A 23,119-nucleotide genomic window follows, 5' to 3' on the forward strand; every position below is an offset into this window, starting at 1 on the left:
GAAATCTTCGTGATCCTCTATCTTCACATTCCATTTTGCCACCGCATCTGCCCCTACTGCTCATTCTACAAGCACACGCCGGGCGATACGGACATGCGTGCCTTTATCGACGCCATCATCCATGATGCCCGCTATCAGGTAGCCGAAATTGGCGACAGGAAACCTACCACCCTCTATCTGGGCGGCGGTACTCCCTCCATGCTCTCCCCCACGCACCTCCGCCTGCTCTTCGATCATCTCAATAATGTTTTTGATCTAACACAGCTGAAAGAACTCACTTTTGAAGCCAACCCTGCGACCTTTGATCTCAAGAAGGCGCAACTCTTCAAATCACTCGGTATCACCCGCGTCTCACTAGGCATCCAGTCCTTCGATGACGTGGTGTTGAAAACACTGGGACGCGAGCATAACCGTGAGGAAGCTGCCGCTTCTGTTCCCATTCTCAGGGAAGCTGGCATTCCCGAGATAAATATCGATCTGATGTTCTCCATCCCCGGCCAAAGCCTGGAATCCTGGAGAGATACTCTGGCCACGGCTATCTCGCTGAAGCCAGATCACATTTCGGCTTACAACCTGACCTATGAAGAGGACACCGCGTTCATCGACAAACTAACTGCCGGGGAATACCACGATGATCCAGACATCAATGCCCAGTACTTTACCTTGGCGCACGAGCTGCTGACTGAGGCTGGTTTCGAGCATTACGAAACCTCAAACTATGCCCAGCTAGGAAAACGCTCCACCCACAACCATTCCTACTGGACAGGAGCAGATTATCTCGGACTCGGACCCTCTGCTGTATCTACCATTGGTGGACTGCGCTGGAAAAACACCCCGGACACGGACAAATACATTTCTCAAATCGAGCACGTAGGTCACGCCAAGACAGAGATCGAGCACCTCAGTGAAGAAGATCTGCGTATCGAGCGCGTGGCCATGCTCTTACGCACCTCAGATGGGCTCCCTCTCGACCTCCTCAAACCTGATGAACTGCAGCGAGCTAACATTTTAGCCGAGGAGCAACTTGCAGAAATCACAAGTGAGCGTACGCTCAGGCTCTCAGGACGCGGCCCTCTACTCGTGGACTCCGTGACCGAACATCTACTCTAAAGACGATTACAAACCCTTTTTTGTATTCAAAAGGACGCAAATTTAGCATTCACGGCTCCGCCAAAACATGCTTATCTCCCCACTTTCCCGCACAAAGAGGAACTCAAATAGCAAGAATCCCATGCAACATCTACTATCCATCGAAGAACTCAATGCCGAGAAGCTCAATGCACTCATCGACCTGGCTGTCGATCTCAAGGCGACTCGAGGCAACCATCCTGAGCTTCCACTTTCTGGCCAGACATGGGCGATGATCTTCACCAAGTCCTCCACCCGTACCCGAGTCTCTTTCGAGGTTGGCGTCCGTGAACTCGGTGGCTCCATCATGTTCCTTTCCTCCAATGACATTCAGCTTGGTCGCGGCGAACCGATCAAAGACACAGCCCGCGTACTGGGGCGCATGGTTCACGGCTGCATCATCCGCACCTTTGACCAGCAGGACGTCATCGATTTCTCAAACTACGGAAACATTCCTACCATCAATGCTCTTACCGACGCCGAGCACCCATGCCAGATCCTGGCTGACCTCCTAACCGTGAAGGAAAAACTCGGCACCTGGGAAGGCAAGAAGTGCGTGTTCATTGGTGACGGCGATAACAACATGTCTCGTTCTTGGATCTGGGCAGCCAAGTATCTCGGCTTCGAGTTGGTGATCGCCTCTCCTGAGACATGCCTTCCTCCAAGTGATTTCATGGAGAAAGTAAATGCTCCTAACGTCTCGCTGACAACCGATCCTGTAGAAGCCATCAAGGGCGCTGACGTCATCAACACGGACGTCTGGCTCTCCATGGGCCAAGAAGGCCAGAAGGAAAAGGAAGCTCTCTTCGGCCCCTATCAGGTGAATGAAGAGATCCTCAAGAATGCTGCTGAAGGCCACATCGTTCTCCACTGCCTCCCAGCTTACCGTGAAAAAGAAATCACTGAGCAAATTCTTGAACTCCACGCGGACACGATCTTCCAGCAGGCGGAGAACAGGCTGCATGCCCAGAAGGCTGTCTTGGCAACGATTGCTAGATAAGACCAAAAAGTCATTCTCACAGCGTGGCACTCTCTCAAGAGGCCACGCTTTTTTATTGCCCGATTCACCGTGCGTTATCCTCTATTTGTGCTAAGAAGAGGACATGTTACGTATCCTCAAGAAGCTACTTTCCAAGCTCTCTCATCATCACGACCACGAGGATGGACTCCCCCTCCCAGTTCCAGAAACCTTGAATCTGGATACCTTTTCACTAGGACACAGCAAGATAGGCCAATCTCCAAACCCAGCCGATTCCTTCTACACCAACGAGCCCATATTTTGGATCAAGAATCCTGACGAAGGGATCGAGCTAGGTATCCAAGACAACACTCTGGAGTTTGTTTTTCTAACTATCGAGAAATACTCTCAGCCAATCATCTATCAGGGTGCACAACACACCTTGAGCACGGAGATTACGCTGGAGGAATTTCTGGTAGATTTCGGAGAGCCCTATTTCAATAGCTCGGAAGATGAGAATACGATTCTCTTCTATGAGCCCCTGCCCGGTATGATCGAGATCCAGGCAGAGTTTTATGAAGGCAAACTGAGCCACCTGCTCGTGACCAGTGAATCGGTCATGGCCGACGAAGAGCGTCGCCTCGCCTTCAATGTTGAGAAACCGTGGCCACCGCAACCCAGCCAAGCGGGCTAACTAACTCTCCAGAGTGCTAAAAACTCCTCTGCTTGCGAGGAATCATTGATGATGTAATCACCGGCACCAAAGCCTTTCTTTGGTTCGCCTGGATTCAAAGTATCGAGCCATGCGTCAAAGTCTTCAATCTGAGACTTCCTGAGAATCTCATATCTTCCACCTAGCCCTGATGCCGTCTTGCGAAGTAGCTCCAAAGCTACTCTGCCCATCGTAATCCGGGAGTTCACCTCCACCACTGGACGTAGAACATAATTACCCGACTTGTCACAATAGACCATGGCATCGATTCCAATGGGCCCCACAAAACCTGATCCGTCTAACAACTTAGCCAAAGCTTCAGGAATTTTCTCTTTATAGAGACTGGTAACGTCAGCATCCCGGAAAAGGAAAGTTTTCAAATCCTCGTCCAAGTGATGTGACCAACGGGGTCTGGCTTCGATACCTCGGAAACGCCCCAGATCATCATTGAGCACCAGAGCCATTCCTATGTGCTTAATCTCACCACTGGGTTTCACTTCATACTGAGAAGAGAAATCCATCACCCTGTCTAACCATGGCTCAACCACCACGCCTCCTTGCTCGGACAAAACTCTCTTCAACCAACCACGCATGCTATCGGTCCACTCCCCGTCGATAACACGGCAATGCCCTCGACCAGCTGCACTGAAAGGAGCTTTCATAAGAGCATTACCCGCGTAAGCCTGAACTGCTTCAAACACCTCGTTCTCATCCTCCAACCACTGGCCGCAAGCTCCACCCAGTAATTCTTCCATCTTTACCCCAAGTTGCTTGGAGAAAAAGCGGTCCTCGAAGTTCTCTCTCCACTTCCACTGAACCTGAGAAGACATGTCATGAGAAAACTCCTTCATCACTTGGGAAGCTCTTCCACCCCAAGCCCAGGGTCTCAAGCCACCTATCCGTCTCTGCTTCAGATCTTCATCCTCACCAATCACGACAAACTCAGGCATCGCAAAACCCCACTTGCGTAAGTTTTTCAGGTGATCGCGGCTGGGCATTTTGTTCACCAGCACCACATCATCCCGGCGAGCCCAAGCAATCGGCAGAACGTCCAAATCTTCTTCAAGAAGAACCACATTACGCTTTGGCTGAAACGGCTTACCCAGCTTCTGCGCAAGAACTTCCCCCTCTACGTTCGGATTGAACCAATGAATCACGGGAGTACGACCACGAGACTGCTCTTCAACCTCCAGTTTTTCGACCCACTCTGGATCCAAGCCCGCCCGCAGTCTTCCCTCGGCATTGTAAGGCGCCACTCCTTTAGCTCTCACCAATGACAATGGGAAATAGAGCTGCTTCTTGAAACTTTCCCAATCGGTATCTCCTTCTTGCTTCCATTTGCGGAACCACTTCAGACCATGCCCCACATGTCCGATCTCATCTTCGTAGATTTTCTCTAAGACCCTTGCCGTCCCATTGTCGCCAACCTCACGGAACAATTTCGCGTAGAAGACAGAATAGTCCAGATTCGCCTGTTCAAAGACCAGACTCAGCCGGCTCACAAAGTCCATCGGGGACTCCATCGGTGCCACGACACGCCAGAAGTAGTCATTCACAGGCAACTCACCAAACTCCACCCCGCATTCCCTCATTCTGCGCATATACATGAGGGTATGAGCCTGTTCTTCCTTTAAGGTCTCAAACACCCCCATACGGAACTCCTTAGGAGCATTGGGGAATTTTAATAAGACAAGAGCCATGAGCTCTGTCGCTAGTAGTTCATGGTTGGCCAAGAAATGAAGCATCTTCCCACGCTCTACATCGTCATCGAGACGGTTGAGCCCAGGAAAGTCCGCTTTTACTCCCTTTTCAGAGATTCGCAACTCACTTGGCCGACCGGGACCTGAAGGCATGGAGAATCCAGCATCTGGAGACAAATCCGTGATTTCACGCGGGTTCAGCAAAAGCTTTTCTTCAAGGCTCTCGCTATACAAAACCCGCTCTGCGAATTCACGTAGTTCCATACCCCTCCATAGCCGAACCCAGACAATCCGCAACTCCCTTTCACCTGACATCGCCCTCTCATTCTGAAATCTATCTTTCAAAATCAAACCAACCGACTAACGTCCATATCTATGAAATTACTGACATCAGTCACTTGCTCGGCTCTGCTGCTTACCCAAGCAGCCACCCAAGCCCAAGAAACAGCCACCAAACCCGAATCTCCAGAGACTGTCGCCAAGGCGCTACAACTCGCTGATATTTACAAATCAGTGGTTCGTATCGAGGTAGCTACGCAAGTCCCGGACTACAGAACTCCTTGGAATGCTGGTCGCTTCAGTGGTGGCACAGGGACAGGCTTCTTGATCGGTAAGAATAAATTTATGACCAATGCTCATGTGGTTTCCGATGCTCGCCGCGTCCTCATCACCATGCATGGCTCATCCCGCAAGCACGCTGCCCGCGTCCTGCATGTGGCTCATGACTGCGATCTGGCCTTGCTGGAAGTCGAGGATTTCACTCCTTTTGAAGATCTCCCTCATCTGGAAATTGGCGATGTGCCAGCACTTGAGTCCCAAGTCCGCGTGATTGGCTACCCTGTGGGTGGCGAGCGCATTTCCGTGACTCGCGGTGTCGTCTCCCGAATTGATTTCCGCCCCTATTCCCACACCCGCGCAGACTCCCACTTAGTGGTCCAGATCGATGCCGCCATCAACCCGGGCAACTCTGGCGGCCCAGTTCTCCAGAACGGCAAAGTGGCTGGTGTCGCCTTCCAAGGCCTAACCTCTGCAGACAACACCGGCTACATGATTCCGACACCTGTCGTAAAACGCTTCCTCAAGGATATCGAGGACGGCAAGTATGATCACTACGTGGAGATCGGCACTTACGAGTTCGAGCTATTTAACCCTGCCATGCGCAAGGTCTATGGCTTGGGTCCAGATTCTCCAGGTGTACTTATCACCAAGGTCACTCCGGGCAGCTCCGCAGACGGGATCCTGCAACCTGGAGATATCCTCACTGCAATCGATGGCAATACGGTCGACTCATCTGGCAACGTAGTCTTTGCCGGTGAGCGGGTGAACATGAACGAAATCGTTGAACGCAAATTTGTGGGCGACACCGTCAAACTCAACTTTACCAGGGAAGGCAAAGAGCAGACAGCCGATGTCACTCTCAAGACCCTTCCAGCTGCACGCATGTATGCCATTCAGTACGGTCAGAAGCCGCGCTACACCATTCAGGGCGGCCTGGTATTCCAGCCGCTAAACCTGAATCTCTATTCCGCACACAAGTTTAAGAACCCACGAGTACGCAGGCTCTTTGCCGGCTACCTCAAGGACGGTATCTTCCAAGACCGACAGGACATCATCATCCTAACCAACGTGCTCGAGGATCCCATCAACTCCTTCGTGACGAGCTTTGAGGGCAACGCACTTGCCTCCATCAACGGCACCAAAGTCACCACGCTGGAGCAGGCTCATCAGTTGCTCAACCCTGAGAAAATGCCTGAATTCTTCGTGCTCGAGTTTGACGGAATTGATCGTCCCTTGATTCTTCCGGGCAAGCAGCTCAAGCAGGCCAATGAGCGCGTCCAGCGCAACTACGGTGTCTCCAAATCTCACAATCTGGAGAACTAAACCTTTATCACCCACCATATAATTTCCACCAATTTCATCCTCATGAAACTGATTCAAATTACCGCAATTTTCCTGATGGGAATGGTCACCGCCATGGCTAATGACCTCTCCAAGTCCATCATCAAGGTGTCTACCACCCTGCAAAGCTACAATGCCTCTCAACCTTGGGAAAAAACGGCACCATCCAAGCGCCGCGGTCTCGGAGCTGTTCTCAACGGTCAGAAAGTACTGACCACCGCTGAGATGGTAGCTAACTCCAACTTTATTGAGCTGGAGACCGCTGATGGCTTGCACACCTTCCCCGCCAAAGTCAACGCCGTGGACTATGAAGCCAATCTTGCTCTGGTTGTCCCCACCACAGACAAAGGAAAGGAAGCTTTGTCCAAGGCCAAACCATTTGAACTTTCCTCACCCGTGGAGCTGAAAGATGAAGTGGAGATCGTGCAGCTCGAGGACAACGGCATGACCATCGTCACCGAGGGCCGCCTCCAGGGAGCTGACATCGTCTCCAGCTTTGTAGACGGTCATTATTTCCTCACTTATGAGATCAAGGCATCGCTCCAAAGCGCAGCTAATTCTTACACAATCCCCGTATTGCACAAAGGCAAGTTACTTGGACTTCTCACCAGCTATTCATCCAAGGACCAGCTCCTCGACGTGATTGCCCCGGAAATCGTAGCAGCCTTCCTTAAAGACGCGGCTGACGGTGACTACGTGGGCTTCCCGTCTCTCGGCATTGCATCCACTGCCACTACAGATCCTAACTTCCGTGACTGGCTCAAGCTATCTGACGAACAAGGCGGGCTCTACATCACCAGAGTGCAGCCAGACAGCCCGGCTTCCAAGGCTGGCATTGAAAAAGGCGATGTCCTTCTCGCCATCGATGGGAACGAGATCGACCGCAAAGGATTCTACCGCGCCAATGGCTACGGACAGCTCTACTGGACTCACCTCATCCGTGGTGTAAAGTCCACTGGAGACACCGTGACAATGACCGTACTGCGTGACGGAAAGAAATCCCAGCACAGTGCCGTTCTCACCCGCACACCTGAAGGAATCATCCCTTCCCACACCTATGATAGAGCACCACGTTTCTTGGTAAAAGGTGGACTTATCTTCCAGGAGCTTTCCAGCTCTTACCTGCAAGCCTTCGGCAAGGATTGGGAAAACCGCGCACCGATCAACCTTCTCGATGCCCTGAACCACCCTGAAGACTACGAAGAAGGCCGCAACCGCATTGTTTTCATCTCTGCCACCATCCCCACCCCAGCCACTCTCGGCTACGAGAAGGTGAACAGCGCGATTGTCACCAAAGTCAATGGACAAGACATTGCCGATATCCCGTCCCTGATCCAAGCGCTCTCCAAACCAAACGAGCAAGGCATTCATACGATCGAAATCGATGAAAGCCCAAACAAGATCTACTTGGATTCTAAAACCTCAGATACCGTAGATCGTCAGCTCCTCTTGAGAGGTCTTCCATCCCTTTCCCGCGAAACGGAGTAAGCCCCAACAAACAGAGTAAACAGTTCATTATGCCTCAGACAAATACGTCTGAGGCATTTCTATTATGGGCCCACTATCGCTACAGGCTTAAAACTTACCCAAAAATGCCTTGATTACTGCGCATAAGGGGTTCATAAGCCGCTTCCCAGAGTAAATTTTCCACCATGGCTAACAAACTAAAAATAGCACTCCCAAAAGGTTCCCTGCAGGATCCAACACTCGATCTCCTCGAAAAGGCAGGCTACAACATCTACACGTCTAGCCGTGGTCTTCGCCCGTCTTCAGACGATGATGATCTGGATATCTACATGATCCGTGCTCAGGAAATCGGCGGTTACATTGATTCCGGCTTCCTCGACTGTGGCATCACTGGACTCGACTGGGCCTACGAAAACCGTGCCGACCTTGTCGACATGGCTGAACTTCCCTACTCCCGCGCGACGACACGCCCGACCAAGTGGGTCCTCGTAGTACCAGAAAATTCCCCAATTCAGTCCGTTCACGACCTCGAAGGCAAGCGCATCGCCACAGAAGGCGTTGGCATCACCGAGCGCTACCTGGAAGAAAAAGGCGTTAAGGCCGACATCGAATTCTCGTGGGGAGCCACGGAAGTTAAAGTTCCTGATCTCGTAGACGCTATCGTAGACGTTACCGAGACTGGAAACTCCATCCGTGCGAACAAACTGCGCATCGTGGACACACTTCTCACCTCATTCCCACACTTCTATTCCAGCAAGCAAGCTTACGAAGACGACTGGAAGCGCGGCAAGATGGAGCGCCTCGTTCTGATGCTCAAGGCAGCCCTCGAAGCCCGCGACAAGGTGGGACTCAAGATGAACCTTCCAGAAAAATCCTTGCAACAGGTCCTCGATACACTACCTTCCCTCCGCCGACCTACTATCGCTCAGCTCGCTGAAGACGGTTGGGTTGCCGTGGAAACCGTGATCGAAGAGACAGTTTCCCGCAAGATCATCCCTACGCTCAAGGAGCTGGGTGCAGAAGGTATCATCGAGTACCCTCTGAACAAGATCGTCAAATAACCATTCTCAACTGAAACCAAATACAAATTATGGGTAGCCTAAAGAAGCGCCGTAAGGCCAAAATCAACAAGCACAAGCGCTCCAAGCGCTCCAAGGCGAATCGTCACAAGAAGCGCCTTCGTTACAAGTCATAATTGATTTGTAGCACTGGAAGTGACCTTCCCATAAGAAGACCTTCCCCGTAAAAAGCCCGTGAGGATTTACCTCACGGGTTTTTTGGTTTCATAAGTCTTCACTTCCCTGCCTCCATAGACCTCTTCCCACCTCTCCCTCATAGATAAAAAAAGCCCGCCAGAGAAGACTCTGGCGGGCTTGGAATTAAAATTTTAGTAGGGATTATTCCTCATCACCCAGCATTTCTCCACCGTGGTTGAGGATGAACTGGAGATCTTCTACACCAAGGTTGCTTGCAAAACCTTCGTCACCAAGAACGTTGGTCACAAGCGCGGTCTTCTGGTGCTGGAGAACACGGATCTTCTCTTCTACCGTGTCTCTGGTAAGAAGACGGTAGGCAATCACCTTGTTCTTCTGACCAATACGGTGCGTACGGTCAATCGCCTGGTTTTCCACCGCCGGGTTCCACCATGGATCGTACAGGATAACGTAGGATGCAGAAGTCAGGTTCAGACCAGCACCACCAGCTTTAAGGGAAAGCATGAATACGGATGGATCCTTGGTTGTCTGGAAGCTCTCGATCACTCCCTTTCGGTCTTTAGTCTGGCCGGTGAGGTAGTGATATGGACGGCTCTCAGTTTCAAGGCGGGCCTTGATGATATCCAGCATGGATACGAACTGGGAGAACACGAGCACCTTGTGACCTTCATCACGCAGCTGGTCGAGCAGGTAGAACAGAGCTGTCATCTTGGCACTCTCTTCCTTGAGATACTTCGGATCGATTAAGCCCGGGTGACAGCAGATCTGTCTGAGACGCATCAACCCCTGAAGGATGGCGAATGAGTTCTTCTTCACTGCTTCGTCGGAATCGAGACCCAAGAGAGCCTTCTGGATTCGCTTGAGCTCGGCCTTGTACATCTCTGCCTGCAAGCCTTCCATGCTAGCGAATACCTCCTCTTCCGTTCTCGGCGGAAGATCCTTGGCCACCTGTAGCTTGGTACGGCGGAGAAGGAACGGACGAAGTCTCGCAGCAAGGCGTGTCTGGGAGGACGGATCCTTGCGCTTGTCGAAGCGCTTCTTGAAGTAGGCACGTGAACCAAGAACACCTGGCATGGCGAAGGCCATCAGTGACCACATGTCCATGAGACGGTTCTCAATCGGTGTACCTGTGAGGACAAGTCGGTTTGCCGCATTGAGTTCACGGGCAGACTTGGCAGCCTTGGAATCTGGGTTCTTGATCTGCTGACCTTCGTCCAGAATGACAGTGAGCCACTTGATGGTATTCAAGTCCTCGCCGCATACACGAAGTTGAGCGTAGTTAAGAACAACGAGATCCAAGTCATTTTGAGCCTCATCTATAATGAGGTCATCACGTGTACGGAGCACCTTGACTTTGAGCTCTGGAGCAAATTTCTCTGCCTCAGTGGCCCAAACATCAAGAACGGACTTAGGACAGACAACCAATGCTGGCTTCTTAATGGCGTTCTTCTCCTTCATGTTCTGCTCACGCAGCCAGAGCACATAGGTAATGGACTGAATCGTCTTACCCAGACCCATGTCGTCAGCAAGAATACCACCGAAGCGGTTTGTGGAGAGATAAGCGAGGAATCGGAAACCTTCCACCTGGTATGGTCGAAGTGTTGCATTGAGTCCCTCTGGAACATCCGCATCCACATCCACCTGAATATCCTGTGCGGAATCCTTGATTCGCTTCCATGCCTTGGGATCGAACACCTCAGCAGCTTTCGGATCAGCAAGCTGAAGGGCGTGCATGCGGTGAGTCTCGCCTGAGAGATCGAATGGATCCAGACCGAGGCGGGTTACTGCCTCACGCTGGTCGTCATCGAGCTTGATTTCAAGACGCATCCAACCACCGTCTTCCATACGGACATAGCCACCGCGGGCAGCCACTAGCTGGCGGATCTGAGCTTTGGTGAGATTGACACCTTCCACATCGATCACGATCTTCAGGTCGAACCAGTCGATATCCTGGTTCACAACTTCGAAACGGATCGCTGCGGTTACTGGGTCGGCAAGGAGAGTCTTGAGCTTGAAGTCCATTTCCACATCCACGGACTCAGGCATCTTGTTGGCCCACTCAGCAAACTTTTCAGGGAATTGCTTGGTGACCCTGGTCTTGAACTCGCCAAGCTTCTCATCATAAGTAAGCCCCATCTCCTGAAGGAGTGAAGGAACCGGATAAAGATCTTCACGAGCAAAGCGAAGCAGCTGCTTGCCTTTGACGGGCTTCTGTTCGACGAGCTCCCAGCCTTCTTTGACTAGCTTCTCTGTGCGGCGCTCTTTCTTCTCCAGAGCATTCACATTGATCACTAGGTGCTCGGTCTCAGCAGCAGTGAGACCCTGCTCAATGCGCATCTCGAAGCGTGGGTAGAGATCCAGATCAAGCACACGCTTCTTGAGGGACTCAGGAAGCTTGGCACCAATCTTGCGGAGGAATTCCACACCTTCCAGGGAGTCAACCACCTGCTTAGGAATCATGTAACGAGGCATTACCTCGGTATCATCCAACCAGCGTGGAGGCCCAGGGAAGACAGTTTCATCAGATTGATAGAGTTCTTCACGTCCAGGTAGAATACGAACGCTGTGGGAAACATTCTCCCCTGACTTCGTAACCAACTGGAGCGCGAAACTATCCGGATAGTATGGATCATCTTCACAGACCCAACGAAGTGCGTCCTTGGTCACTTTATAGTGCTTGTCGTCCAAGTTGACGATGTGCCCCTTGAGTGCCGACTGACGGAACAGACGATTCATGAAGCGGCAAGCCTCTTCAGTGTCCAAATCCATCGTAGTGGCATTTTCACCATGGTAGAATGCAAGATAATGCTCCCAGATTACCTGGCTTTGAGCATCCATGCGGAGAGCGGCTTCTTCAAACAAGCCGACGAGACGCTCGATATCGTTCTTCTCACGGATTGGCATCCACTCACCATCCTCTTCCCTGACCTCAACGCGTGCTTCGTTGATCGTGGAAACAACTCGGAAATCAGTCTTGAGAGGCTTTTCCTGAGGAGGGCGCTCATTGACGCTTTCGATACGGTCGTACCACTCAGCGATCTCACGCTCCTTCTCCCAGTCCTGCATTTTCTTCTGAACTGCTTCCAGGTCAGTGATGCAGTTCATGAAGTCCGGATAAGGGAGCTTCTTCTTGTAAAAGGCGTAGGCAATATAGTTCCAGAACTCAATGATGTCCCCTGGAGGCATCGGCCAGAGTTCTAGCGGATCATAACTGACAATCTCCCAACGAGGGTTCAAACGTACCATGTCGTGATCATGGATTTCACCCTCGATCACATATCGGCGGTAGCGCTTCTCCACCTTGCTAACAAAGTCAGCCTCTTTATCATCGACCTCACGGTCGAGTTTATCTTCGATCAAATCGATGATCGGGGTATCATCAAATTCATTAGGACTTTCAGGCAAGTCCTCACCACGGTGCATACGCTCCATCATGGTAGCGTATAGACAAGCACCTGCAGTGATCTCATCTTCAGCAGTACAGCTACCGAACCAACGGTTGCCCTGCAGACGGAGACTCGTACGGAAAACACCGCCACGGTCCTCCACTCTTCCCTGGATGAAAAGGTGGTTACCAAAAATCTGGGTAACCGCTCCCTCCTGCTGGAGAGTCTCGCCTCTGTTGCGAGCTTCCTCCGGGAAACTATTTAGGAAGTTAAGTGTTGCTCTATCAGGATTCATTTCGATCTGTTGCGATTGCATTCAGTGCGCCTTCCCAAGGGCGCAAAAGACCGACCAACCGCCGCTCATAAAGAACGACGGTTGGTCGATCATGGGAAGGCGATGTTATAAGCCGAAATGGGTTTCGCGCAAGAAAAAGAAAGAATCAAATTTCTTGGACAAGTGTTTAAATTTCCTTGCTTTGCACAACTAAGCAGTTGCCATGTATACACATCGCCTGAACGAGCACTTTAGGCTAGAGCCCTAGATCGCCCCCTGAAGCACCTACAAATGTACAACTCGTTGAATTGTCTGGCCTATCCCCTCTGCCCCCAACTCCACACAGTCCCCAGCTTGTAGGAACTTTGGAGGCTCGAAGCCCATTCCTACCCCTGCCGGAGTACCCGTAGCTATAATATCCCCGGGAAACAGGGTCATAAATTGCGAGATATAGCTAACGATATAGTCTACTGGGAATATCATATCGCCAGTCCAGCCATTCTGCCTAAGCTCCCCATTCACACGGCTCCATAGGCGAATCCCCTGAGGATCAGCTATTTCATCCCTTGTGACCATGACTGGTCCCATAGGAGCAAAAGTATCAGCGCTCTTTCCTTTGACCCACTGACCACTGCGCTCCTTCTGAAAGGCTCTCTCCGAATAATCACACATCAGTGAATATCCAGCGACATAATCCAGAGCATGCTGCCTATCCACATAACTGGTGGTTCTACCGATGATTACGGCCAGCTCCACCTCATAATCCAACTTATTGGATCTCTGGGGGATAACGACATCATCGTTAGGCCCGCAATAGGCACTGGTGGATTTCATGAAGAGAACTGGCTCATCCGGTACCTCCCCACCAAATTCCTTTGCGTGCTCAGCGTAATTCTTACCGACACAAATGATCTTCGAAGGCCGGGCTATAGGAGGGCCTAGTCGCATTTCAGGCGCCACCTCTCGTCCACCTTCACACCCGCCAGCTACCCACTCCCTCAGAGAATCTAGACCTCCGCAAGCGAAGAACCCCTCGTCGTAATCATGGAATTCCTCGCCCGCATCTATAATCCGGCCATCCTCCAGCATAACTGCTGGCTCTTCATATCCGTCCTCGCCGTAGCGCACTAATTTCATAGGTAGCTCAAGCTACACTATGAGTCAGTGGGCAGCAAGTTAGAACAAAGATCAAAACAGACCAACAACCTTGCCGTCAGACCCGATGTCTATCCGGTCAGCTGCTGGTACCTTCGGCAGTCCAGGCATGGTCATAATGTCTCCACAAATCATGACAACAAATTCAGCCCCTGCAGATAAACGCACCTCTCTGATCTTCACCACATGATCCTTTGGCGCACCTAACAGCTTAGCATCGGTGGAGAAGCTATACTGTGTTTTAGCCACACAAATCGGATAATTCCCATAATCTGCTTGTAGCTTCTTAATCTTAGAGCGCACCTTGGTATCGGCTACAATATCACTGGCCCCATAAACTTCACGGGCCACCTGCTTCATTTTATCCCAAAGCGGTGTCTCATCATCGTAAATGAATCGGAAATCAGCCGGTACTTCCTCAATAGTCTGGACCACAGCACGCGCCAAATCCTCGGCCCCCTCTCCACCTTTGGCCCAATGCTCAGCGAGTACGATTTTGACATCCAGATGAGCCATCTTACGCTTCACCAGCTCGATCTCAGCATCAGTATCGAAAGCGAAATGGTTGATAGCCACCACACATGGCAGCCCGAATTTTTCCCTGACATTGCTGACGTGCTTCTCCAGATTCACCAGCCCCTTTTCAAGAGCTTCCAGATTTTCCTCCTTGAGAGTCGGCAGTTCAGCACCGCCGTGATATTTCAGAGCCTTGATAGTTGCCACTACCACAGCAGCATCTGGCTTGAGACCAGACTTACGGCACTTAATATCAATAAACTTCTCAGCTCCCAAGTCAGCACCAAAGCCAGCCTCCGTCACGACATAGTCGGACAATTTCAGAGCGGCTTTCGTTGCCACAACGGAATTACAGCCATGAGCAATATTTGCAAACGGGCCTCCGTGAATGAAAGCCATGTTACCCTCCAAGGTTTGTACGATATTTGGTTGGAAAGCATCCTTCAGAAGAACCGTCATGGCCCCATGGGCATTCAGGGCTCGAGCGCGAACCGGCTGATTATCACGGGTGTGCCCCACAATGATATTCCCTAGCCTCTCTTTCAGCTCATCAAGACTAGTAGAGAGACAGAAAATCGCCATGACCTCACTCGCTACAACAATATCAAAACCATCCGTACGCGGGAAACCGTTTGCCGCCCCACCTAGACATACGGTGATCTCACGTAGAGCCCGATCATTCATATCCACGACACGCCGCCAGCTCACCTTGCGCTGGTCAATCCCCAAGGCATTCCCATGATGGATGTGATTATCCACCAGGGCAGCCAAAAGATTGTTAGCCAATCCAATCGCATGAAAATCACCAGTAAAGTGCAGGTTAATATCCTCCATAGGAACGACTTGAGCATAGCCACCACCTGCTGCTCCTCCTTTCATACCAAAACAAGGCCCCAAGGATGGCTCACGGAGACATACTGTAGCCTTCTTACCTATTTTGTTAAGACCATCAGTTAGACCTACACTAGTGGTAGTCTTTCCCTCACCTGCAGGTGTGGGACTAATAGCAGTCACCAAGATCAACTTACCATCTGGCTTGTCTTTTAGAGTTTCTAGATAATCCAGCGAAACTTTGGCTTTATAGTGGCCATGTGGGATGAGGCTCTCCTCTGGAATCCCAAGTTTTTCATGGGCCAATGGGAGTATTCGTTCCATAGTCGCTTGCTGAGCAATCTCGATATCAGTCATGCGCGCATTCAAACAAGTTCACACTGCCTGTCCAACCATAACTAACTTACCTAGGTTTTAAATTGATTGAGCGTGTATGACACCCGAAATCGTACTGACGAAATTTGCAAAATCTGCTCTTCATTTCACGCCGATCAGGGTTAACATCATTTTATGCAATCGGAAGACGCTCCAATGAAACGCAAAGCCCCAAAGACATGGGCTGCAGGCCGCCCGGCAGTCATCTCATCTATGAAGCACGTGATGTCTACCGCAGGCCCTGTAAGAGGTACAAAAGCGCTCCTCGAACTGAACCAGATGGATGGCTTTGATTGCCCTTCCTGCGCCTGGCCTGATCCCGATGACCACAGAGCTATTACCGAATTTTGTGAAAACGGCGCAAAGGCTATCGCCTCTGAGGCGACCTCAAAAATTATCGATGAGAGATTCTTCCGAGAGCATTCCATCGAACAACTTCTCGGTCATTCAGACTACTGGCATGACCAACAGGGCCGCCTTACCCACCCAATGATCTTAGAGGAAGGAGCAACTCACTACAAAGCCATCAGCTGGGAGGACGCCTTTCAGCTCATCGCGAAAGAACTCAAAGCGCTCCCCGATCCCAATCAGGCTGTCTTTTACACATCCGGCCGCACCTCCAACGAGGCTGCTTTTCTCTATCAGCTATTTGTCCGCCACTATGGAACAAACAACCTCCCTGACTGTTCTAACATGTGTCATGAATCATCCGGTTCAGCCCTGGGGGCTGCTATCGGAATAGGCAAAGGCACAGTAAGTCTCCATGACCTCGAACAAGCAGATGTCATTATTTGCGTAGGCCAAAACCCAGGCACTAACCACCCCCGCATGCTTTCCACCCTAGAGGCATGTGTGAAGAACGGAGGCGAAGTGGTCGCCATCAACCCGCTCAGAGAAGCTGGATTGATGGGCTTTGCGCATCCGCAGAAAGTTTCTGGTATGTTCAACCATGCCACCAAGCTTGCTACTCAGTACTTGCAGGTGAAAATCAATGGAGACATGGCGATCTTCCGTGGACTCGCCAAGATCTTCTTCGAGCGCGAAGAAAAAAATCCTGGCCACATCTTGGACCATACCTTCATTGAGCAACACACCGCTGGATTCTTTGAGTACAAGGAATCGTGCGACGCTACCTCATGGGAACAAATCGAAGATTACTCTGGCATCAGCCGTGCCGAAATGGAGACGCTCGCAGACAGCATCCTGCACCGGGATAAGAAGCTAGTTACCTGCTGGGCCATGGGTCTCACTCAGCATGAGAATGCGGTAGACACCATTCGCGAAGTCACCAATCTTCATCTCCTTATTGGCGCCATTGGCCGAGAAGGCGCAGGCCTTTGCCCGGTACGAGGTCACTCCAACGTACAAGGTGACCGCACCATGGGAATCTTTGAAAAGCTCCCAGAATGGTTCCACCAATCGCTGGAAAAGGTTTTCAAATTCGAGTCTCCACGCCCACATGGTTTCGATGTAGTTGAAGCCATCCACGCGATGCACGAGGAAAAAGCTCACGTCTTCTTTGCCATGGGAGGAAACTTCCTACAAGCCGCCCCAGACACAAACTATACGGCGGAAGCATTGAGAAAATGCAGGCTGACCTGCCATGTGGCGACTAAGCTCAACCGCTCACACCTCGTCACTGGCAAGACAGGGCTTATCCTGCCTTGTTTGGGTCGTACCGACCTCGACATGCAATCCTCCGGCCCTCAGTTTGTGACTTGTGAGAATTCCATGGGGGTAGTCCACATGTCCACTGGTAGACTTACCCCGCCGTCTACAGACCTTCTGTCCGAGCCTGCCATCATCGCAGGGATCGCAGAAGCCACTGTTGGTGATACATCTATCATCAACTGGAGCGCCCTAGCATCCAACTACAACCTGATTCGCGACTTCATCGAGGAGGTCATTCCCGGCTTCGATAACTTTAATGAGCGTGTACGCGAACCAGGGGGCTTCTACCTTCATAATAGCGCAAAAGAGCGCACTTGGAATACAGAGACTCAGAAAGCCAATTTCAACTCTGCTGCCCTATCCATCTTCCAAGTAAAAGATAGCAAACGCCTTATCCTTCAGACGCTCCGCTCTCACGACCAGTACAATACCACCATTTATGGTCTGGACGACCGCTATCGAGGCATCGGGAACGAGCGCATGATTCTATTTCTCAATCCTGAGGACATGCAGGAACTCGGCATCAAGCCAGCTCAAAAGGTCCGCATCACCTCACACTGGAAAGATGGAGAGAGACATGCCGAAGGGTTCTATGCAATCCCCTACGAAATGCCTCGCGGAGCCGCAGCCGCATATTTCCCCGAGGCCAACGTCTTGGTGCCAGCCTCCTCGACTGCAAAGATTTCTAACACCCCTACTTCCAAAGCGATTGAGATCACTCTGGAAGTCATGCTGTGAAAGAAGACAAACAAGTATCTATCAAAACTCATAAGCCCGTAGACGATCACTACGGGCTTCACTCCTCTGCGACGCCTAAATCCCTTGGCGGCGCCACACTGCAGATCATTATACGCATGTTCCGTCGCCTCTGGTCGAAACCCTGACTTCATCAGGCTCCCAACTGGCCAACATCCTCCCAGTCGGCTACATATTCACTGAGTGTCTGACGCCACTCATCGGAGATAACACGCGACTTCCCCTCCATATCAATGAGAACAGTCGTAATCCTACCCTCGGCAGCCAAGCGTTCTCCCACATAGATCCTGAAGCCATAGCTAAGAGACTTTGATCCAACCTCTAACAATCTGAATTGAATCGCGGCAATATCCCTGTAACGCAGAGGGCTACGGTAATCAATCTCCACATGGACTTTGGGGAACCCCCCATCCCTATCTACTGCCGGCACACCGATATCATGCAACAGGGCATGTTCCGCCTCTTCCACCATACATAGCACTTTGCTGAAATGCACGATGCGAGCCATGTCTGTATCGCAGAACTGAACTCTTCGCTCATAGACAGGAAATTCCTTCATGCCCGCAACCTAACACTCTTCAGACAGAAAGTCACTGGGGAAAAGAAAGTGGCCGCACCCAAAGGATGCGGCCACTTGTAAATCTGAATCTTGAAAATCAGGAAAACCTCTTCACGAGCACGGTAGCGTTGTGGCCACCAAAGCCGAAGGAGTTGCTGAGAGCAGCCTCGACTTTCATTTCGCGAGCTTCGTTCGCGCAGTAGTCGAGATCACACTCTGGATCTTGATCCTGAAGGTTGATCGTAGGAGCTACGACACCTTCCTTGATAGCCATCAAGCAGGCAGCAATTTCCACACCACCGGCAGCCCCAAGAAGGTGACCAGTCATGGACTTGGTGGAACTTACTACGAGACCATTCTTCGCATAGTCTCCGAAGGCAAGCTTGATTGCAGTAGTCTCAGATATATCACCGAGTGGAGTAGAGGTACCGTGAGCATTCACATAAGTGATGTCCTCGGCATTCATACCAGCATGCTTCATAGCCATGTGCATGGCGCGGCATGGACCGGAACCATCTGGAGATGGAGCACTGAGGTGGTGAGCATCTGCACTCACACCGTAGCCCACAAGCTCAGCATAGATGGTTGCACCACGCTTCTTAGCATGCTCAAGCTCCTCGAGAATCACGACACCAGCACCTTCACCCATGACGAAACCATCACGGCCCACGTCGAACGGACGGGAGGCGGCTTCTGGATCATCATTGCGTGTACTGAGAGCCTTCATGTTGGAGAAGCCACTGAGGCCCATTGGCAGCATGGTCGCTTCTGCACCACCAGCAATGAAGGCATCGGCATCGCCGAACTTGATCATTCTCCAAGCCTCACCAATGTTGTGGTTGGAAGTCGCACAAGCAGTCACGATCACCATGTTTGGTCCACCGAAGCCATACTCCATGGAAATCATACCACTGGCGATATTGGAGATCATCATCGGGATCACGAAAGGAGACACACGAGCTGGACCTCTCTGGATCAGCTTCTCGTGCTCACGCTCTAGGGTACCCAAGCCACCGATACCGGAACCGACCATCACACCAACGCGTGTCTTGTCCACAGCTTCAGGGTCCATACCAGAATCTTCCATAGCCATCTTGGAGGCAGCCATGGCAAGCTGGGTGTAGCGGTCCGCACGGCGTGCGTCCTTAGGATCTTTGAAAAATGGCTTAGCGTCGAAATCTTTGACCTCACCGCCAATTTTCACCGGATAGTCGGTGGTATCAAGCTGGGTGATCTGGCCGATGCCGCTCTTGCCAGCTTTCATACCCTCCCAGGTACTCTTCAGGTCATTACCTAGAGGGCTGACTACTCCGATGCCGGTGATTACTACTCTGCGTTCGTTCATAGAAAAATTGTCTTCGGCGGGATTATCAATGCGATCTGGGATTGTGCAAGCATCATCCTAAGCTTCGGTCTCTTCCGCGCTGAGTATCACGCCCGCAGTTGGGACATGGCACGATTTTAGAACTTCCACGATCCTCAAACAAACAGCCGCATACCGGGCAACTGATGATCTCCTTGTTCCGATTCTTGAGATAGCGCCTGTCTCGCGCACGAGAGCCCAGAATCATGAAAAAAAGGAGCAATAGAGTCACTGCCATGATCCACAAGCCCAGCTCTTCTATGGTCATTTCAATCATTACCGTTCCTCTTTCTACCTACGCGAACCACCATTTCACCGGCCTGCATCTCTATGTCGGCGGCTTTAAACTTCAGCCCTCTGAGCCAATTCTCCAGTAACTTGGAAAACTCTCCATTGCCTGGCTCGACGGGGGCCAGGTAGACCACATTTCCTGCACGATCCAAACTAATGAACCATCTAAACTGCTTCCCAAACTCCTCCGCTGGTATATCTTGCTCAAAAACCTCAATCTGCGGAGGCCTACGCTTCGACAAATCCCCTAGCATTTCAGTATCCAACTGAAGCTTGATCGGCGCTTCAGGCACTAACTCCCTCTCCCCTTTGGAGAGCTCCGGCAAGACCTGCTCAGCCACCTTGAAAATACTTGGAGAAGTGAGACGTTGCTGGCTAGCAGGCATCTCGCGCCACTCAGTTTCACGAATCGAGGATGTCGCCAGTGCCAAAGTCAGCTCATCCTCGACTCGCTGCAAATGTTCCTGATCATCAGCCGGGTCCCAGCGGGCTGGAAATGGAGATTTCTGATCAACCCACAGGCTAAGTCGTTCATCATTTTCCGGCACCAGCATAATTTTGGCCACCCGCCTCTGAAGCGGTTTACTCTTACGCACGTTGATATTCAGCCCAATGAAAGCTAGGGTAAAAATCCCTCCGGTCAGAAAAATAGCGAGGGTCATCCCGCCTCGGTTTCCGGCCAGACCACCGCGCCAGCGGAAGACCATTCCTGCCTCCCGGTCACGAGTCAGCTTTTTGCGCCTCGATAAAAACATGCCCGTTAATCACCTCCGCGCATTTTCGCCACCCACCAGCATCGATATCCAGCCCTGAGCAGCTCGTAGCTGAGATCTTCACCAAAGCTATCAGGCACAGCCCTGTCCACTTTCATGTGGACAACAGGAGCCCCACCAGATTTCCAAGACTCAGCCTCCTTGGCCACATAATCCAAGAGCATGTCTCGTCTCACTTTGGTTTTGCCTACCCAAATCTGAGGTTCTTGGCCAGCTGTGACGGTCACCACAATAGGGTTAAGAAAACGCTGCATCCGGAAATCGTTTTCCGGCAACTTCACCTCAACACCAGCAAGTGGCACAAAGCTCGGCCCAAGTAACGGAAATATAAGAACCAGAGCGATGAGATCCAAGAGAGGAAGGGCGTGCAGCATCCCAGGCCTCTCAGGCAATGACATCTGAAGCTTCATTTCTTAGATCCTTTAGCGGCTTCCTTGTCCACTTTCTCACTCTGACGGGCTTGCTCACTGAAAGCCACAATCTCGCTCTTTTGCTCGCGAGCATCGCAAATTACATTCACCAACTCAATGGCTGCGCGCTCGATACGATGGATCAAACGCTTGGCTCTACCGAGGAAGTATAGATACATTAGGTAAGCTGGAACAGCTACCATCAGTCCAAAAGCCGTTGTCACCAGGCTTTCATAGACGCCCTGAGTCATTTTCTGGGTAGAATCGACCGTTGAGGCATCACTCATGGCTTGGAAAGTATAGATCAGACCAGTCACCGTCCCCATCATTCCGACGAGCGGAGCCACCAAAGCCACCGTGTAGAGGCCACGCAGATTCTTCTCGATACGAGGAACCTCGAGCTGCCCTGCTTCACGAGCAATGTCCCTGAGATCAGCACGGGACAAATGATGCCTCATCAAAGTAGCATGGGCCACGCGAGCGACGGGACCCGGAGCGCGGGCTGCCTCGTGCATGGCTTCACCATAGGCCTTTTTGCGAACATGATTGGATAAGCCTAAAATAAGATCACCCACATGAATCCGAGTACGCTGAAAAAAGAGAATGCGCTCTAATGTAACCACCGTAGCTACAAAAGCCAGTGCCAACAGGACCCATACAAAGGCGCCACCTTCTTTAATCAGCTCAATCATTTCGCGAAGACTACTGAATTCAGGACTTATAGGAAAGCCTGATTTGATAAATAAGACTCATTAACTATTCTTAAGATAACTCCCGCCAACCCTCGACTAGAGTTCCACAAACTCAAGTGAAATATCCAGAGCCACCGCCGAGTGAGTAATCGCCCCTACGGAGATGAAATCCACGCCTGTACTCGCAATGGAAGAAACCCTGTCGAGCACTACCCCACCGCTGGCTTCCAGCTTGGGCTTATCGTGAGAACCTCTCATCGACACCGCCTCGGCCATCTGCTCATTCGTCATGTTGTCGAGCAGGATGTAATCCACGCCTTCCATCTGAAGGAATGCCTCTACTTGCTCCAAGCGGTCAGCCTCCAATTCGACTTCCACACCTGGCTTGTCTTGTTTGAGCTGTTTGATGGATTTTTGTAGGAGTTCAAGACCACCTTCTGCCACCAAGTGGTTATCTTTTACCATAGCCCGGTCATACAATCCCATACGGTGATTGGTCCCGCCACCGGCTACTACGGCCATTTTTTCAAGCAACCGCCATCCCGGCGTAGTCTTCCTAGTATCAAGAATCTCTGCTTTGGCATCTTTGGTCTCAGCGACAAATTGTGCCGTCTTCGTGGCTATCCCTGAAAGGCGCTGCATGAAATTCAGGGCTGTACGCTCTGCGGTGAGTAAGGATCTCGCTGACCCGGAGATCTCCATCGGCCTGGCTCCTACGGTCACACGGCTCCCCTCAGGGAGTAGACGCTTCACCACGATATCTGAGTCCACTTTCTTAAAGACCGCTTCCACAACGTCCAAACCGGCTACCACACCATCCTCTTTCACGAGCATGAAAGCCCGGGCCATCTTGTTAGCAGGCACAAAATACTCGGAAGTCACGTCGCCGTCCCCGATATCCTCAGCCAGCGCCATGTCAATCAGCTGTTCCACATGTGGATTCATGCAGGAAACATAACGGGCAATTTACGGGAGAAAACACAAAACTT

At 51.3% G+C, this 23,119-nt stretch carries 18 protein-coding genes; 8 read left to right on the top strand and 10 right to left on the bottom strand.

Annotated elements, in window-relative coordinates:
• Positions 1–9 precede the first annotated feature (9 nt).
• The 3 genes from hemW (at position 10) to BUB27_RS17090 (ending at position 2,780) form a co-directional block, all read left to right on the top strand.
• The gene (hemW, locus tag BUB27_RS17080; RefSeq protein ID WP_234991780.1) at positions 10–1,110 is read left to right on the top strand and encodes a radical SAM family heme chaperone HemW; all 1,101 of its coding nucleotides are present in this window, start codon (positions 10–12) and stop codon (positions 1,108–1,110) included.
• Positions 1,111–1,231: 121 nt separating this feature from the next.
• Positions 1,232–2,128, top strand: a complete 897-nt coding sequence (gene argF / locus BUB27_RS17085) for an ornithine carbamoyltransferase (RefSeq protein WP_143185106.1) — start codon at positions 1,232–1,234, stop codon at positions 2,126–2,128.
• A 103-nt stretch (positions 2,129–2,231) separates the two neighbouring features.
• Positions 2,232–2,780 (top strand): hypothetical protein, encoded by a 549-nt coding sequence (locus BUB27_RS17090; protein ID WP_143185107.1) that lies wholly within the window; start codon positions 2,232–2,234, stop codon positions 2,778–2,780.
• On the opposite strand, the gene BUB27_RS17095 is transcribed toward BUB27_RS17090, so the two are convergent.
• The gene (locus tag BUB27_RS17095) at positions 2,777–4,762 is read right to left on the bottom strand and encodes a DUF455 family protein (protein WP_159435051.1); all 1,986 of its coding nucleotides are present in this window, start codon (positions 4,760–4,762) and stop codon (positions 2,777–2,779) included. The genes BUB27_RS17090 and BUB27_RS17095 overlap by 4 nt on opposite strands.
• A gap of 111 nt (positions 4,763–4,873) precedes the next feature.
• Here BUB27_RS17095 and BUB27_RS17100 point away from each other — a divergent pair, with 111 nt between their 5' ends.
• From BUB27_RS17100 to BUB27_RS17115, 4 genes are all read left to right on the top strand, one after another.
• Positions 4,874–6,379: a S1C family serine protease gene (locus BUB27_RS17100; protein WP_143185109.1), complete on the top strand. Its 1,506-nt coding sequence runs from the start codon at positions 4,874–4,876 to the stop codon at positions 6,377–6,379.
• 42 nt (positions 6,380–6,421) lie between these two features.
• A complete protein-coding gene (locus tag BUB27_RS17105; protein ID WP_143185110.1) occupies positions 6,422–7,885 on the top strand; it encodes a PDZ domain-containing protein in 1,464 nt (487 codons plus the stop codon).
• 164 nt (positions 7,886–8,049) lie between these two features.
• Positions 8,050–8,925, top strand: coding sequence for an ATP phosphoribosyltransferase (hisG, locus tag BUB27_RS17110; protein WP_143185111.1), 876 nt, complete (start codon positions 8,050–8,052; stop codon positions 8,923–8,925).
• A 29-nt stretch (positions 8,926–8,954) separates the two neighbouring features.
• Positions 8,955–9,059: an AURKAIP1/COX24 domain-containing protein gene (locus BUB27_RS17115; RefSeq protein WP_018969326.1), complete on the top strand. Its 105-nt coding sequence runs from the start codon at positions 8,955–8,957 to the stop codon at positions 9,057–9,059.
• A gap of 202 nt (positions 9,060–9,261) precedes the next feature.
• Here BUB27_RS17115 and BUB27_RS17120 read toward each other — a convergent pair whose 3' ends face one another.
• The 3 genes from BUB27_RS17120 to BUB27_RS17130 form a co-directional block, all read right to left on the bottom strand.
• Complete coding sequence (locus BUB27_RS17120; RefSeq protein ID WP_143185145.1) at positions 9,262–12,759, bottom strand: DEAD/DEAH box helicase; 3,498 nt, start codon at positions 12,757–12,759, stop codon at positions 9,262–9,264.
• Positions 12,760–13,023: 264 nt separating this feature from the next.
• Positions 13,024–13,875: a fumarylacetoacetate hydrolase family protein gene (locus tag BUB27_RS17125; RefSeq protein ID WP_143185112.1), complete on the bottom strand. Its 852-nt coding sequence runs from the start codon at positions 13,873–13,875 to the stop codon at positions 13,024–13,026.
• Between the two features lie 51 nt (positions 13,876–13,926).
• Entirely contained in the window at positions 13,927–15,597 is a 1,671-nt protein-coding gene (locus BUB27_RS17130; RefSeq protein ID WP_143185113.1) for a formate--tetrahydrofolate ligase, read from the bottom strand.
• Positions 15,598–15,771: 174 nt separating this feature from the next.
• Here BUB27_RS17130 and BUB27_RS17135 point away from each other — a divergent pair, with 174 nt between their 5' ends.
• Positions 15,772–18,024 carry an FdhF/YdeP family oxidoreductase gene (locus BUB27_RS17135; RefSeq protein WP_234991781.1) on the top strand — a complete coding sequence of 751 codons (2,253 nt, stop codon included), beginning with the start codon at positions 15,772–15,774 and terminating at the stop codon, positions 18,022–18,024.
• A 151-nt stretch (positions 18,025–18,175) separates the two neighbouring features.
• On the opposite strand, the gene BUB27_RS17140 is transcribed toward BUB27_RS17135, so the two are convergent.
• The 6 genes from BUB27_RS17140 to nadC all read right to left on the bottom strand — a co-directional run bounded on the left by BUB27_RS17140 (position 18,176) and on the right by nadC (position 23,075).
• The gene (locus BUB27_RS17140) at positions 18,176–18,601 is read right to left on the bottom strand and encodes an acyl-CoA thioesterase (protein WP_143185115.1); all 426 of its coding nucleotides are present in this window, start codon (positions 18,599–18,601) and stop codon (positions 18,176–18,178) included.
• A 97-nt stretch (positions 18,602–18,698) separates the two neighbouring features.
• A complete protein-coding gene (gene fabF / locus BUB27_RS17145) occupies positions 18,699–19,946 on the bottom strand; it encodes a beta-ketoacyl-ACP synthase II (RefSeq protein WP_143185116.1) in 1,248 nt (415 codons plus the stop codon).
• A gap of 287 nt (positions 19,947–20,233) precedes the next feature.
• Positions 20,234–21,010, bottom strand: a complete 777-nt coding sequence (locus BUB27_RS17150) for a hypothetical protein (protein ID WP_143185117.1) — start codon at positions 21,008–21,010, stop codon at positions 20,234–20,236.
• 5 nt (positions 21,011–21,015) lie between these two features.
• The gene (locus BUB27_RS17155; protein WP_143185118.1) at positions 21,016–21,438 is read right to left on the bottom strand and encodes an ExbD/TolR family protein; all 423 of its coding nucleotides are present in this window, start codon (positions 21,436–21,438) and stop codon (positions 21,016–21,018) included.
• A complete protein-coding gene (locus BUB27_RS17160; RefSeq protein WP_143185119.1) occupies positions 21,435–22,130 on the bottom strand; it encodes a MotA/TolQ/ExbB proton channel family protein in 696 nt (231 codons plus the stop codon). The genes BUB27_RS17155 and BUB27_RS17160 overlap by 4 nt, the downstream gene beginning before the upstream one ends.
• Before the next feature lie 96 nt (positions 22,131–22,226).
• The gene (gene nadC, locus BUB27_RS17165; protein WP_143185120.1) at positions 22,227–23,075 is read right to left on the bottom strand and encodes a carboxylating nicotinate-nucleotide diphosphorylase; all 849 of its coding nucleotides are present in this window, start codon (positions 23,073–23,075) and stop codon (positions 22,227–22,229) included.
• Between the last annotated feature and the right edge of the window lie 44 nt (positions 23,076–23,119).

The organism is Rubritalea squalenifaciens DSM 18772 (assembly GCF_900141815.1).
Lineage (GTDB): Bacteria > Verrucomicrobiota > Verrucomicrobiia > Verrucomicrobiales > Akkermansiaceae > Rubritalea > Rubritalea squalenifaciens.

Bases quoted from the DNA above. Each gene is read 5' to 3' on its own strand.
- argF (WP_143185106.1), top strand. From the start codon at position 1,232: ATGCAACATCTACTATCCATCGAAGAACTCAATGCCGAGAAGCTCAAT.
- BUB27_RS17125 (WP_143185112.1), bottom strand. From the start codon at position 13,875: ATGAAATTAGTGCGCTACGGCGAGGACGGATATGAAGAGCCAGCAGTT.
- BUB27_RS17150 (WP_143185117.1), bottom strand. From the start codon at position 21,010: ATGTTTTTATCGAGGCGCAAAAAGCTGACTCGTGACCGGGAGGCAGGA.
- fabF (WP_143185116.1), bottom strand. From the start codon at position 19,946: ATGAACGAACGCAGAGTAGTAATCACCGGCATCGGAGTAGTCAGCCCT.
- nadC (WP_143185120.1), bottom strand. From the start codon at position 23,075: ATGAATCCACATGTGGAACAGCTGATTGACATGGCGCTGGCTGAGGAT.
- BUB27_RS17155 (WP_143185118.1), bottom strand. From the start codon at position 21,438: ATGAAGCTTCAGATGTCATTGCCTGAGAGGCCTGGGATGCTGCACGCC.
- BUB27_RS17105 (WP_143185110.1), top strand. From the start codon at position 6,422: ATGAAACTGATTCAAATTACCGCAATTTTCCTGATGGGAATGGTCACC.
- BUB27_RS17160 (WP_143185119.1), bottom strand. From the start codon at position 22,130: ATGATTGAGCTGATTAAAGAAGGTGGCGCCTTTGTATGGGTCCTGTTG.
- BUB27_RS17100 (WP_143185109.1), top strand. From the start codon at position 4,874: ATGAAATTACTGACATCAGTCACTTGCTCGGCTCTGCTGCTTACCCAA.
- BUB27_RS17120 (WP_143185145.1), bottom strand. From the start codon at position 12,759: ATGAATCCTGATAGAGCAACACTTAACTTCCTAAATAGTTTCCCGGAG.
- BUB27_RS17140 (WP_143185115.1), bottom strand. From the start codon at position 18,601: ATGAAGGAATTTCCTGTCTATGAGCGAAGAGTTCAGTTCTGCGATACA.
- BUB27_RS17130 (WP_143185113.1), bottom strand. From the start codon at position 15,597: ATGACTGATATCGAGATTGCTCAGCAAGCGACTATGGAACGAATACTC.
- BUB27_RS17115 (WP_018969326.1), top strand. From the start codon at position 8,955: ATGGGTAGCCTAAAGAAGCGCCGTAAGGCCAAAATCAACAAGCACAAG.
- BUB27_RS17090 (WP_143185107.1), top strand. From the start codon at position 2,232: ATGTTACGTATCCTCAAGAAGCTACTTTCCAAGCTCTCTCATCATCAC.
- BUB27_RS17135 (WP_234991781.1), top strand. From the start codon at position 15,772: ATGAAACGCAAAGCCCCAAAGACATGGGCTGCAGGCCGCCCGGCAGTC.
- BUB27_RS17095 (WP_159435051.1), bottom strand. From the start codon at position 4,762: ATGGAACTACGTGAATTCGCAGAGCGGGTTTTGTATAGCGAGAGCCTT.
- hisG (WP_143185111.1), top strand. From the start codon at position 8,050: ATGGCTAACAAACTAAAAATAGCACTCCCAAAAGGTTCCCTGCAGGAT.